We start from the raw sequence: 11,753 nt of genomic DNA on the forward strand, positions 1-11,753 counted from the left end.
AAATCACGATTGCGCAAGTGGTCGCGCGGAGGAATCGCAAGAATGGGGCAGGGTGCATTGCTGAAGCCGGTCGTGCTGGTGGGCATGATGGGGGCAGGCAAGACCGCTGTCGGCACTGCTTTGGCGCGGATGCTGGGTGTGCCCTTCGTCGACAGCGACGAGGAAATCGTCAACGCCGCCAAGATGTCCATCGCCGAGATTTTCGCCCGCGACGGCGAGCCGTTCTTCCGTGCGCGCGAGACCGAGGTGATCGCCCGGCTGCTATCGGACCGCCCGGCGGTGATCTCGACCGGGGGCGGGGCGTTCCTGGCGGGGGCGAACCGGGATCTGATCGCGCGGCATGGCGTCTCGGTCTGGCTGAAGGCGGATCTGGACCTGCTCTGGCGCAGGGTGCGGCACAAGAACACGCGCCCGCTGCTGCGCACGGCGAATCCGAAGGCAACGCTGGCGGGGCTGCTGGAACAGCGCGCGCCGGTCTATGCGCTGGCGCAACTGGCCGTGGAGGCGGAGCCCGCGCTGTCGATCGAACAGATGGCGGAAAAGGTGATCGGCACGCTGAAGGCGCAGCCGGGAGTGATCGGAGAGACATGATGCGGGAAACGGTGCGGGTCGAACTGGGCGAACGGGCCTATGACGTGCGGATCGGGACGGGGCTGCTGGCGCGGGCCGGGGCGGAGATCGCGCCGCTGCTGCGCCGTCCGCGCGTGGCGGTGATCACCGACGAAACCGTGGGGGCGCTGCATCTCGATGCGCTGCGCGCCGGCCTTGGTGATGTGCAGATGGAGGCGCTGACCCTGCCCGCCGGCGAAGGCACGAAGAGCTGGCCGCATTTCGAGCGCGCCTGCGAATGGCTGCTGGCGCAGAAGGTCGAGCGCAAGGACATCGTTATCGCCTTCGGTGGCGGGGTGATCGGCGATCTGGTGGGATTCGCGGCGGCGGTGCTGCGCCGGGGCGTGCGATTCGTGCAGATCCCGACGACGCTGCTCGCGCAGGTGGACAGTTCCGTCGGCGGCAAGACCGGGATCAACGTCGCGGCGGGGAAGAACCTGATCGGGGCCTTTCATCAGCCGTCGCTGGTGCTGGCCGATATCGACCTGCTGGGCACGCTGACCGCGCGCGATTTTCTGGCCGGTTATGGCGAGGTGGTGAAATACGGTCTGCTGGGCGATCCGCTGTTCTTTGAATGGCTGGAGGATATGGGGCCGAAGCTGGCCGCCGGGGATACTGCGGCGCGGCTGCGCGCGGTGAAGCGTTCGGTCGAGATGAAGGCCGAGATCGTCGCCCGCGACGAGACCGAGGAGGGGGACCGGGCGCTGCTCAACCTGGGCCATACCTTCTGTCACGCGCTGGAGGCGGCGACGGGTTATGGTGACCGGCTGCTGCATGGCGAGGGCGTGGCGATCGGTTGCGCACTGGCCTTTGAACTCAGCCAGCGGCTCGGCTTGTGTTCGCAGGAGGCGCCGTCGCGCGTGCGTGCGCATCTGAAGGCGATGGGGATGAAGACGGACCTGTCCGACATCCCGGGCGAGTTGCCCGATGCCGATGGGCTGATCACCTTGATGGCGCAGGACAAAAAGGTTCTGGACGGCAAGATGCGCTTCATCCTCGCCCGGGGAATCGGCGAGGCCTTCGTGACCTCGGATGTTCCGCGCGACGTCCTGAAATCGGTTCTGGTGGACGCTCTCGCGCGGCGCTGACGACCCGTCCCGGGGCCGCCATTTCAGGCCCCGGCATATGTTTTCACGGGAGGGGTGGCTTCGTTTTGTCCACGCACAGGCCCGTGGCATCACCTCCCGGCGCTGGATTTCAGAGAAAATATGTTTCGTGCATTTCTGCGCTTGCGTCCCCCGGAACGGGACGCTAGAAGGCGCGCAAGGGGGCGATTAGCTCAGCGGTAGAGCGCTTCGTTCACATCGAAGATGTCAGCGGTTCAAATCCGTTATCGCCCACCATCCCCTTTCGCGAAAATAGAAACTGCCCCTTCCGGGGCGTTTCTATTGCGTCAAAACAGGTTCCGCGGTCGTTGGCTGCGGGGGGGGTGATGCAGCCGGAAGGCCCGGAGGCAGGACAGTTCACGAACAGCTTCACCTACGCTCAGTGGTATCGTCCCGGGCGGCGAGGCGAACCCGTGGCGTTTCCGCGTGCCAGACTGCTTCATCAGAACCGGGAATGAAAAATTCCGCCCCGCGTTATCGCAGGACGGAATCGTCTGAACCGTCATTCGTCACCTGCGGACCCAAGGCCCGCAGGCGGCAAGATATGTCAGATCAGTTTCCCCATGGCGACGGCCGTGTCGGACATCCGGTTGGAGAAGCCCCACTCGTTGTCATACCACGTCAGGATGCGCACCATCGTCCCGTCCATGACCTTGGTCTGATCCATGTGGAAGATCGACGAATGGCTGTCATGGTTGAAGTCGACCGAGACGTTCTTGAACATCGTGTAGCCCAGAACGCCCTTCAGCGGGCCGTCCGCAGCGGCCTTGATCGCGGCGTTGACTTCCTCGACGGAGGTCGCGCGCTTCGCTTCGAAGACCAGATCGACGACCGAGACGTTCGGCGTCGGCACACGGATGGCCACGCCGTCCAGCTTGCCCTTCAGTTCCGGCAGGACCAGGCCCACCGCTTTCGCCGCGCCGGTCGAGGTCGGGATCATGCTCAGCGCCGCCGCGCGGGCGCGGTAGAGATCCTTGTGCATCGTGTCCAGCGTCGGCTGGTCGCCGGTGTAGCTGTGGATCGTGGTCATGAAGCCCTTTTCGATGCCGATCGCATCGTTCAGAACCTTGGCCACCGGACTGAGGCAGTTCGTCGTGCAGGACGCGTTCGAGACAACGATGTCATCCTTCGTCAGCGTCTTGTCGTTCACGCCGAAGACGATGGTCTTGTCCGCGCCGTCGCCGGGGGCCGAGATCAGAACGCGCTTCGAGCCGTTTTCGAGGTGGGCCAGGCACTTCTCCTTCGAGGTGAAGATACCGGTGCATTCCATCACCACATCGACGCCCGACCACGGCAGTTCCGCCGGATTGCGCAGCGCGGTGACCTTCATCTGTCCGCGACCGACGTCGATCCAGTCATCGCCCGTGGTCACTTCGGCCGGAAAACGACCGTGAACCGAATCGAAGCGCAACAGATGCGCGTTGGTTTCGACCGGGCCCAGGTCGTTGATCGCCACCACCTCGATGTCGGTCCGACCCGACTCAATGATCGCGCGCAGCACATTGCGCCCGATCCGCCCGAACCCGTTGATTGCCACCTTGACCGTCATGACTGCCTCCTCTGGCTCACCCGCGATTAAATGCCTTTTGCGCTAACAGATTGATTGCGCGTGAAAGGTCACGCGCACACTGCCGTAATCAGCGCCAGAACGCCACCCACTCAATAAGGTCGAGCGTCTTTCCTGACAGAAAAATTGTCGCAGCCCAGTGGTTGAGCGCGCCATCGACCACGAGCAGCAGCAGGATCAGCGCGGCGAGCCAGATAGCCACAGAGTTGGTCATGATTTTCCGTTCGCCTCGCCATTACCGAAGGTCATTGCAACAGGTGCCCCATGGTGCCGACATCATCCGCCATCCGCCATCCGCCATCCGCCATCCGCCATCCGCCATCTGCCATGGGGCCCATTCATTTCCTGAACAGCCCGCACCAGCGTGCCGCACGTGATGCCCACCTGTTTCAGCGCAAAGCCCGTGAATTGTCGAACATGGCTGAAGTCGATTGAAATATCCGGGACCGGTCGTGCAGCGCAGCCTTGCGCCCTTGCGCAGAATTTCGTCGGCTGCGTCATGGTTCTTTCCGGGGCCAGGGTCCGGTCGATGGTAGAGATTCGGGCCAAGTGCAAGGTGGAGATGAAGAGCCGGTTCAGAGGGGAGATGAAGGCCAGGTCCGCCGTGGAGGCGTTGGGTGCCGGAGCCCGAATCGCGGATCCGCCGAGTCGACCTCGCGTTCCGGTAACGCCTCTCCGACCGTCCTCACCGCGCCGGTCAGGATTATCACCGCCGTGACGGCACCCGCAGTTGAACTTCTTGCGATGGTGGTCCGGCCTGGGATGCTCGTCGGTATGGCTATGGAGAGCATCCATGATCCTCGATTCGGTGCTGATTGCGGCATGCAGGAGAGGTGTCTGACGATTTGTCGGACCGGAGCCGATCAAGAGAACCGGAAATTCAGGCCGCAATCTGCGGCGGTCGGCCTCGTGGACGATGGTCGTTTCGGCATGGGTGGTTGAGAAGCATGATCCGCATCACCCCGCGCCGAAGGAGAGCCCGCACTCTATCGAATCCATTGAGCTCGCCGGCGGCTTCGCTTCCAACATCACAGCGGCCCCAGTCCCCCTCTTCCGGGCGGCAGCTCAAGCCCCTGAGGCTGGAGGTGATCGTCGTGCCCTTGATCTTGACCGGGCCGGTGAAGCGACCGTGAGCCGTGTCGTGTTTCCACAGATACCCAACGGTTTCGATTGTGCCGCTACCGCAGATCTTGACCACCCGGACGACATTGCGCACCGTTTCAGCGCCCGAAGCGCCCGAAGCGCCCGAAGCGCCCGAAGCGCCCGAAGCGCCCGAAGCGCCCGAAGCGCCCGAAGCGCCCGAAGCGCCCGAAGCGCCCGAAGCGCCCGAAGCGCCCGAAGCGCCCGAAGCGCCCGAAGCGCCCGAAGCGCCCGAAGCGCCCGAAGCGCCCGAAGCGCCCGAAGCGCCCGAAGCTCCGCTGATCCCGATGGGAACAGTCATGAGTACACTCCGGCTTCGGCGCGTATCATCGCAGGCCTCCCGTGCCAGCCATACATCACAACTGGACCCATGGCGGCACGGGAGCGGCTCATACAATTCCAGGATTCCGGAACCTGCAAGGAACGCCTCCTACTCGTCTTCCCCGAGAATGAAGCTGATTTCTCCAGCGCTCTCCAGATCGCGAATCGCCGCGACGATGGCCGCCTTTGCCGCCTCGGCGTCCTTTTCCTTGACCTTTTCTTTCTGCTCGACCTCCTCCCGCAGGCTGGCGGCTAGGCGCTGCGAGATATTGGCGAGGATGAATTCCGCGACCGCATTGTCCGGAGCATCCGGTTGCAGGGCCGAGGCGAGGGCAGTGACCAGAACCGCCTGATCGACGCCGCGCAACACCTTCGGGATGTCGCGTGCCGCGATCCGCTCCGGGATCAGCACGAAGGTGAAGATCGCCTTCTTCACCTGCTCCGCAAAGGCCTGATCTTCCTGTTCCAGCCCCTCCAGAACCGAATCGCGCACAGCCGAGGCAGAATGGTTCAGGATCGCGCCGACCCGCTCCACCGGGCCGGTGTCGAAGGCTTTCTCGGGCAGGGAGTCGAGCTGCTGCGCCAGCACCACGCCGATCCGCGCGACCGTCTGCGGCGCGACGCTGCCCGTCAGCGAAACCGCATAGGCGATCCGCCGCGCCTTGTCGCCGGGCAGTTTGCCCAGCAGATCAGCCGCCTTGGCGACGGAGAGTTTCGACAGCACCACCGCCCCGACCTCCGGGCTTTCGTCCAGCAGCACCTGCGCCAGTACCTCGACCGGCAGCCCGGAGATCCGCTGCCACGGATCCGATCCCGCGCTGTTGGCGATCATCCGGCGCAGACGGCTGCTCGCGGTGTTCGACAATTGCCCGTCCAGCATGTTCAGCGCATCGTCGAGCCCCTTCGGGAAGGTCAGCCCGAGCCGATCCAGTTCCTCGCAGAACTCGTCCACCACTTCCTTCAGCGTCTCCCGGTCGATCGCGCGCATCTGCGCCATCTGCCCGGTCAGCAGCGTCTGCGTTTCGTCGCTCAGATCGGACAGCGGGATATTCACCCCTTCCGTGCTGAGAAGGCGGACGATCACCGCCGCCTTCTGCCGGGCAGACAACATAGGCCGGAGGGCACCCCGCTCCGCCATCGAATCCGTCTTCATATGCGCCAGAACCTGCACCTGGACCTCCAACGACTTATCCTTGGGGGCAGGCTGACAGGGTTGCGTTAAGGCCGGGTTAGCGCCGCTCCGTCAACTGTTGGTCGACACGCATTGATGCGTGCTGCCATCCCAGTGCTGCCCGGCGGGACAGGCCATCGCGGTCTTTTCGCGATAGGGGCAATCGGCAAAGGCAAGGGCCGGCAGGAACGCCAGCGCCAGTGTCGCGAGGATCGTGGTCTTCATGGTCGTCTCCTTTCCTGAAAGGGAAAGTTGACCACGAATCACCACGATCTCCGCATCACGCTTCCGTTACGCGCCAAAGACCCGCCGGAAGATCGTGTCGACATGCTTGGTGTGATAGCCGAGGTCGAATTTTTCCTCGATCTCCGCGGGGCTCAGGGCTTTGGTCACATCCGGATCGTTCAGCAGTTCGGTCTTGAAATCCGCGCCCTGTTCCCAAACCTTCATCGCGTTGCGCTGCACCAGACGATAGGCATCCTCGCGCGACACACCGGCCTGCGTCAGCGCCAGAAGCACCCGCTGGCTCATCACCAGACCCTTGAACTTGTTCATGTTCTTCAACATGTTCTCGGGATAGATCACCAGCTTCTCGATCACGCCCGCCAGACGGTTCAGCGCGAAATCGAGCGTGATCGTGGTGTCCGGGCCGATCCCGCGTTCCACCGACGAATGCGAAATGTCACGCTCGTGCCACAGCGCCACATTCTCCATCGCGGGCACCACCGCCATCCGCACCAGCCGCGCCAGCCCGGTCAGGTTTTCGGTCAGCACCGGGTTGCGCTTGTGCGGCATCGCCGAGGAACCCTTCTGGCCGGGGGAGAAGAATTCCTCCGCCTCCAGAACCTCGGTGCGCTGCATGTGGCGGATTTCAATGGCGATATTCTCCATCGACGAGGCAATCACGCCCAGCGTGGCAAAGAACATCGCGTGCCGGTCGCGCGGGATCACCTGCGTGCTGATCGGTTCGGGCTTCAGCCCCATCATCGCGCAGACATGTTCCTCGACCCGCGGGTCGATATTGGCGAAGGTCCCCACCGCGCCGGAAATCGCGCCCGTCGCCACTTCCTCCCGCGCCCGCGCGAGCCGCGCGCGGTTGCGGTCCATCTCGGCATAGAACCGCGCGAAGGTCAGGCCCATCGTCGTGGGTTCGGCGTGAATGCCGTGCGAGCGGCCGATCCGCACGGTGTCCTTGTGCTCATAGGCGCGCTTCTTCAGCGCCGCCAGAACCTTGTCCAGATCGGCAAGCAGAATGTCCGCCGCCCGCACCAGTTGCACGTTCAGCGTGGTGTCGAGCACATCCGAAGAGGTCATCCCCTGATGCACGAAGCGCGCTTCGTCCGAACCGATATGCTCCGCCAGATGGGTCAGGAAGGCGATCACGTCATGTTTCGTCACCGCTTCGATCTCGTCGATCCGGGCGACGTCGAACTCCACGTCCTTCGCCTTCCAGACGGCTTGCGCGTTTGCCTTCGGGATCACGCCGAGCTCTGCCTGAGCATCGCAGGCATGGGCCTCGATCTCATACCAGATCTTGAATTTCGTGGCGGGTTCCCAGATGTCGACCATCTCTTTGCGGGAATAGCGCGGGATCATGGCGGGCCTCTCGGTTATGGGGGTTGCCGGGCTTCTAGACCGCGCGCGCCCATGGGGCAAGGCTTCTCCCGCGCGCGGATCCGGGATAGGAAGCGGGCATGAGGACTCTGGCGGATTTCGAAGGCGAATGGCTGATCCGGCGGCAGATCGACGACCGGCTTGCGGGGCAGGTGGGGCAGTTCACCGGCCGCGCCGTGCTGGCGGATGGGGTCTGGGCCGAAAGCGGGGTGCTGATGCTCGGCGGAGCACAGTTCCCGGCGGCGCGGCGCTATCTCTGGACACAGCAGGGCGGGCGCATCGCCGTGGCCTTCGCCGATGGCCGCCCCTTCCACGATTTCGCCCCCGACGCGCCCGAAGCCAGCCATTGGTGCGACCCGGACGATTACCGCGTGCGCTACGATTTCGCCGCATGGCCGCTGTGGCGTGCGGAATGGCGGGTGCGCGGCCCGCGCAAGAACTATACGATGACCTCGGATTACAGCCGCGCCCCATGAGCCAAATTCGCCAGACCCGCCTGTCCTTTGCCCCCTGGGCCGATCCGCGCACCCGCCGCCTGCCGGGGGTGGTGCCGGTCGGCATGGCGGATTGGCTGGAGGTGGACGATGCCTATGCCGGGCAGATGGCGCTGCGCGACGATCTGATCGCGCGGCATCCGGGGCGTGTCCTTGCGCTCGACGAAACCGCGCGCCCTGCGGCGGAGGAGCTGTTCGATCTGGTGCTGGCTCATCTGCCCGCGGGGTTCACGCAGGGCGCGACGATCCGCCGCCCCGATGGCCTCTCGGTGACACCCGACCGGGCACGACCGCTCGAAACCCTCGGGCGGCTGGTGCAGGAAGACCTGTGTCTGATGCGCGAGGGGCCGCAGGGGCATGTCCTCGTCGGTGCGGTTTTGTGCTTTCCGGCGGGCTGGACGCTCACCGAGAAATTCGGCCGCGCGATGATGGGCATTCACCGCCCCGTCGCGAAATATACCGAGGACATCGGCGCCCGGGTGCAGCGGCTGATGGATGGGGTGCAGCCCGGGCGGCCCCTGATGCGGGGCACGGCGCATCATTCCAACGCCGCGCTGCACAACCCCCGCACCGAGGCCATGGGCCATACGCCGGGCGGCGATCTGCCCTTCATCCGGGTCGAGCGGCAGGTACTCTTGCGGCTGCCGGTGACGCGGCTGGTGTGCTTTTCGATCCACACCTATGTCGTCGCGCCCGAGGCGCTGAGCCCCGAACAGGCCGCTGCTCTGGCCGAGTTCCCGATCCGGCAGGCGGCCTGAGGCTTGCCTCTGCCGGGGAATTTTGCAACTCAGGGACAGGAATGGAATGAGGGAGGCGCACCGCATGAGCGGGTCCGGCAAAGGCGGCAGGCTGCGCCATATCGTGCCGGCGCTGGTGGGGCTCGGGCTGTTCGGGCTTGGCCTTTACGCGCTGCATCACCTTCTGGCGCCGGTGAATCCGGGCGACATCCTGCGTCAGATGCGCGCGACGCCGTGGCATGTGCTGGGGGTGGCCTTCGGGGCGACGGCGCTCGGTTATATGGCGCTGATCGGTTATGACTTCTGGGCGCTGATATTCCTGGAGAAAAAGCTGCCGCTGCGGGTCGTCGCGCTTGGTGGTTTCCTGGGCTATGCCTTCGGCAATACGATCGGGGTCTCGGTCCTGTCGGGGGGCGCGGTGCGCTACCGGATCTATTCCGCCTTCGGCCTCAATGCGTTCGAGGTGGCGGCGCTCGCCTCCTATATCGCGATCGCGATGGGTACGGGGCTGAGCCTTGTCGGCGTTTTCGCGCTGTCGCTGCACCCCGGCGCGCTCACCGGGCTGATCCCGCTTTCCGAAGGCACGATCCGCCTGCTGGCGCTGCTGGGCGGGGGCGGCACGCTCGGGCTGCTTTATGCGCTGGCCTTTTCGGGCAAGACGCTGAAACTGCGCCGGTTCGAGTTGTCGATGCCGAATGCGAAGATCCTGACCGGACAGATGGTCGTCGCGCTGTTCGAATTCGACCATGGCGGCGCTGACGCTTTACGTCCTGATGCCTGCGGGCACGCCGGATTTCGTCACCTTCCTTGCGATCTATGCCGCAGCGACGATGGTCGGCGTGATGAGCCACGTCCCGGGTGGCGTCGGCGTGTTCGAGACGGTCGTGATGGCCGCGATGCCGCCGGGCACCAATGCGGGCGAAGTGGCGGCGGCGCTGCTGATGTTTCGCATGATCTATTACCTGCTGCCCTTCATGATCGCCTTCGTCGTCGTATCGCTGAACGAGGCGCGGCTGGCGGGCGGCTGGGCCGTGCGGGTCTTCGGCGAAATCTCAGAGCCGATGCGTCCGGCCTTCGGCGCGCTGTCCGGGCTGGTGCCCTGGCTGGCCGGTGCCTGGGCCTTCGGGCTGGGCGCCTATCTGCTGGCGGTGTCGCTGATGCCCTCGGTCCGGGCGCGGGCGGTGGATGACAACGACCTCGTGGGCGCGATCCTGCTCGAAGGCGGCACGCTCACATCGGCGGTCGCGGGGATCGTGCTGCTGATCCTGTCGCAGGGGCTGATCCGGCGCGCGTCGGGGGCCTATTGGCTGACGCTGCTGGCAATCGCGGGGGGCGCCGTTGCGGCGATCCTGAACAACCTCGATCTGTCGAGCGCGGTTCTTCTTGCCCTCGGCGGGCTTCTGCTGCTGCCGTTCCGCCATGAATTCTACCGCGAAACGACCCTCACCCGGGGCGTCTTCGGCCCGGCCTGGATCGGCATGGTGCTGGCGGTGATCGCGGCGGTGTCCTCTTTCTTTTTCTTCGTCCACGCGGCGCCGGGCCATTCGATGAACTGGACGGATTTCGCGCTTTCGGCCAATGCGCCGCGTGCCCTGCGGGCGGGGATCGCGGCTTCGGCGGTGCTACTTGTGTTCACGCTGTTCGTGGCGCTGCATCCGGTGCGCCGCCGCGCCGATGCACCTGCGGAGGCGCTGGCCCGCGCCGCGCGGATCGTCGCCGTGCAGGAGGATCCGCGCGGGTGCCTCGCGCTGACCGGTGACAAGGAGATGCGCTTTTCCGAGGATCAGCGCGCCTTCGTGATGTTTGCCCGCCGCCGCGCCGACTGGATCGCGCTTGGCGATCCGGTGGGGCCGTTCGAGTCCGGCACCCATGCGGGTTGGGCTTTTGCCGAGGCCGCCCGCAACGCCAATTGCCGCCCGGTGTTCTTCGAGGTTTCTGCCGCGCGACTGCCGCTGATGGTGGAAATGGGCCTTGCCTGCCACGAGATCGGCGAAGAGGCTATCGTCCGCCTGCGCGACGTGCCGCCGGGGCCGGTGGATGGGATCGACCTGCACCAGCCGCCGCATTCCGCCGAACTTCTGGCCGAACTGCGCGCGGTGTCCGATGTCTGGCTGGCCGACCGGATCGGCCGCGACAAGCGGTTTTCCGTCGGGCTGTTTTCCGAAGACTACCTCAACCGCTTCCCGCTGGCGGTGATGCGGCAGGAGGGCAGGGTGGTCGCCTTCGCCAATCTGCTGGCGCCGGGATCGGGGCGGCGGGTGTCGATGGATCTGATGCGCTACCGTCCCGAAGGCGGTGTGGCGCTGCTGGAAACTTTCCTGCATGCGCTGATCGCACATTGCCGCGATGCGGGGGCCGAGGAATGCAGCCTCGGGCTCACCCCCCTCGCCGGGTTAGGCAAGCGGCGGATGGCGCGGCTCTGGACCCGGTTCGGCAATGTCATGTTCCGCCACGGCAGCGCCTTCGCCGATTTCGACGAGTTGCGCGCCTTCAAGGCCCGGTTCAATCCGGAATGGCACCCGCGATATATCGCGCTGCCGGTGGGGGTGTCGCCGATGCTGGCGCTGGCCGATGTTGCGGCGCTGATCAAGGGCGGGCGGCGCTAGCCGTCCAGCCCCTGTTGCAGGCTGTCGCGCAGGGTCCGGACATCGCGGCCGATCATGCCGGGGATCAGCAGCGCGTCAATCACCCACCAGACGGCGACGACCGCAAGCGGCAGGTAGCCCACCAGCACCACCGCCAGCGCGGAGCCGATGCCGAACAGCGCCAGCATGACCAGCCCCGATACCCACCGCCCCAGATAGAACCGGTGCGCGCCGAAGAAGCCGAGGAAGAACCACAGAAGATAGGCGACCAGCGCCGATTTCTTCTCATTGGCGATGCGCTGCTCGATATAGAGCCGCGTGGTGTCGTTCATGGAAACCTCCGTCAGAGCCCCGGTATATGGGGACGCGGTGACGGATTTCAATGCGGCTGCGCGGGCCCGAAAAACGA

At 65.3% G+C, this 11,753-nt stretch carries 14 protein-coding genes and 1 tRNA gene; 7 read left to right on the forward strand and 8 right to left on the reverse strand.

Annotation, left to right across the window (positions count from 1 at the left end; all coding sequences use genetic code 11):
* Positions 1 to 42: 42 nt before the first annotated feature.
* The 3 genes from QM789_RS09940 (at position 43) to QM789_RS09950 (ending at position 1,952) form a co-directional block, all read left to right on the forward strand.
* Entirely contained in the window at positions 43 to 591 is a 549-nt protein-coding gene (locus QM789_RS09940) for a shikimate kinase (protein ID WP_420351762.1), read from the forward strand.
* On the forward strand, positions 588 to 1,697 hold the full coding sequence (gene aroB / locus QM789_RS09945; RefSeq protein WP_420351763.1) for a 3-dehydroquinate synthase: 1,110 nt from the start codon (positions 588 to 590) through the stop codon (positions 1,695 to 1,697). Before QM789_RS09940 ends, aroB begins: the two co-directional genes overlap by 4 nt.
* A 180-nt stretch (positions 1,698 to 1,877) precedes the next feature.
* A tRNA-Val gene (locus QM789_RS09950) sits at positions 1,878 to 1,952 on the forward strand.
* 310 nt (positions 1,953 to 2,262) lie between these two features.
* Here QM789_RS09950 and gap read toward each other — a convergent pair.
* The 7 genes from gap to purB form a co-directional block, all read right to left on the reverse strand.
* Positions 2,263 to 3,264 (reverse strand): type I glyceraldehyde-3-phosphate dehydrogenase, encoded by a 1,002-nt coding sequence (gene gap / locus QM789_RS09955; RefSeq protein ID WP_420351764.1) that lies wholly within the window; start codon positions 3,262 to 3,264, stop codon positions 2,263 to 2,265.
* 88 nt (positions 3,265 to 3,352) lie between these two features.
* Positions 3,353 to 3,496, reverse strand: coding sequence for a hypothetical protein (locus QM789_RS09960; protein WP_420351765.1), 144 nt, complete (start codon positions 3,494 to 3,496; stop codon positions 3,353 to 3,355).
* 62 nt (positions 3,497 to 3,558) lie between these two features.
* On the reverse strand, positions 3,559 to 3,783 hold the full coding sequence (locus QM789_RS09965) for a hypothetical protein (protein ID WP_420351766.1): 225 nt from the start codon (positions 3,781 to 3,783) through the stop codon (positions 3,559 to 3,561).
* Between the two features lie 379 nt (positions 3,784 to 4,162).
* A complete protein-coding gene (locus tag QM789_RS09970) occupies positions 4,163 to 4,723 on the reverse strand; it encodes a hypothetical protein (protein ID WP_420351767.1) in 561 nt (186 codons plus the stop codon).
* A 129-nt stretch (positions 4,724 to 4,852) separates the two neighbouring features.
* On the reverse strand, positions 4,853 to 5,926 hold the full coding sequence (locus QM789_RS09975) for a flagellar motor switch protein FliG (RefSeq protein WP_420351768.1): 1,074 nt from the start codon (positions 5,924 to 5,926) through the stop codon (positions 4,853 to 4,855).
* Positions 5,927 to 5,986: 60 nt separating this feature from the next.
* Entirely contained in the window at positions 5,987 to 6,139 is a 153-nt protein-coding gene (locus QM789_RS09980) for a hypothetical protein (RefSeq protein ID WP_420351769.1), read from the reverse strand.
* A 66-nt stretch (positions 6,140 to 6,205) separates the two neighbouring features.
* On the reverse strand, positions 6,206 to 7,510 hold the full coding sequence (gene purB, locus QM789_RS09985) for an adenylosuccinate lyase (RefSeq protein ID WP_420351770.1): 1,305 nt from the start codon (positions 7,508 to 7,510) through the stop codon (positions 6,206 to 6,208).
* A gap of 98 nt (positions 7,511 to 7,608) precedes the next feature.
* Here purB and QM789_RS09990 point away from each other — a divergent pair, with 98 nt between their 5' ends.
* The 4 genes from QM789_RS09990 to QM789_RS10005 all read left to right on the forward strand — a co-directional run bounded on the left by QM789_RS09990 (position 7,609) and on the right by QM789_RS10005 (position 11,365).
* Entirely contained in the window at positions 7,609 to 8,004 is a 396-nt protein-coding gene (locus tag QM789_RS09990) for a DUF6314 family protein (protein WP_420351771.1), read from the forward strand.
* Positions 8,001 to 8,780, forward strand: a complete 780-nt coding sequence (locus tag QM789_RS09995; RefSeq protein ID WP_420351772.1) for a heme-dependent oxidative N-demethylase family protein — start codon at positions 8,001 to 8,003, stop codon at positions 8,778 to 8,780. The genes QM789_RS09990 and QM789_RS09995 overlap by 4 nt, the downstream gene beginning before the upstream one ends.
* A gap of 64 nt (positions 8,781 to 8,844) precedes the next feature.
* Positions 8,845 to 9,948: a lysylphosphatidylglycerol synthase transmembrane domain-containing protein gene (locus tag QM789_RS10000; protein ID WP_420351773.1), complete on the forward strand. Its 1,104-nt coding sequence runs from the start codon at positions 8,845 to 8,847 to the stop codon at positions 9,946 to 9,948.
* 577 nt (positions 9,949 to 10,525) lie between these two features.
* Positions 10,526 to 11,365: a phosphatidylglycerol lysyltransferase domain-containing protein gene (locus tag QM789_RS10005; protein WP_420353283.1), complete on the forward strand. Its 840-nt coding sequence runs from the start codon at positions 10,526 to 10,528 to the stop codon at positions 11,363 to 11,365.
* Here the strand turns inward: QM789_RS10005 and QM789_RS10010 are convergent.
* Positions 11,362 to 11,676, reverse strand: a complete 315-nt coding sequence (locus QM789_RS10010; protein ID WP_420351774.1) for a TM2 domain-containing protein — start codon at positions 11,674 to 11,676, stop codon at positions 11,362 to 11,364. The two genes, QM789_RS10005 and QM789_RS10010, sit on opposite strands and share 4 nt — an antisense overlap.
* Positions 11,677 to 11,753 lie beyond the last annotated feature (77 nt).

The organism is Paenirhodobacter sp. (genome assembly GCF_047600745.1).
Lineage (GTDB): Bacteria > Pseudomonadota > Alphaproteobacteria > Rhodobacterales > Rhodobacteraceae > Rhodobacter.

Coding starts and splice junctions, on each gene's coding strand:
- QM789_RS09940 (WP_420351762.1), top strand. CDS start 43: ATGGGGCAGGGTGCATTGCTGAAGCCGGTCGTGCTGGTGGGCATGATG.
- aroB (WP_420351763.1), top strand. CDS start 588: ATGATGCGGGAAACGGTGCGGGTCGAACTGGGCGAACGGGCCTATGAC.
- gap (WP_420351764.1), bottom strand. CDS start 3,264: ATGACGGTCAAGGTGGCAATCAACGGGTTCGGGCGGATCGGGCGCAAT.
- QM789_RS09960 (WP_420351765.1), bottom strand. CDS start 3,496: ATGACCAACTCTGTGGCTATCTGGCTCGCCGCGCTGATCCTGCTGCTG.
- QM789_RS09965 (WP_420351766.1), bottom strand. CDS start 3,783: ATGACGCAGCCGACGAAATTCTGCGCAAGGGCGCAAGGCTGCGCTGCA.
- QM789_RS09970 (WP_420351767.1), bottom strand. CDS start 4,723: ATGACTGTTCCCATCGGGATCAGCGGAGCTTCGGGCGCTTCGGGCGCT.
- QM789_RS09980 (WP_420351769.1), bottom strand. CDS start 6,139: ATGAAGACCACGATCCTCGCGACACTGGCGCTGGCGTTCCTGCCGGCC.
- purB (WP_420351770.1), bottom strand. CDS start 7,510: ATGATCCCGCGCTATTCCCGCAAAGAGATGGTCGACATCTGGGAACCC.
- QM789_RS09990 (WP_420351771.1), top strand. CDS start 7,609: ATGAGGACTCTGGCGGATTTCGAAGGCGAATGGCTGATCCGGCGGCAG.
- QM789_RS09995 (WP_420351772.1), top strand. CDS start 8,001: ATGAGCCAAATTCGCCAGACCCGCCTGTCCTTTGCCCCCTGGGCCGAT.
- QM789_RS10000 (WP_420351773.1), top strand. CDS start 8,845: ATGAGCGGGTCCGGCAAAGGCGGCAGGCTGCGCCATATCGTGCCGGCG.
- QM789_RS10005 (WP_420353283.1), top strand. CDS start 10,526: ATGCGCTTTTCCGAGGATCAGCGCGCCTTCGTGATGTTTGCCCGCCGC.
- QM789_RS10010 (WP_420351774.1), bottom strand. CDS start 11,676: ATGAACGACACCACGCGGCTCTATATCGAGCAGCGCATCGCCAATGAG.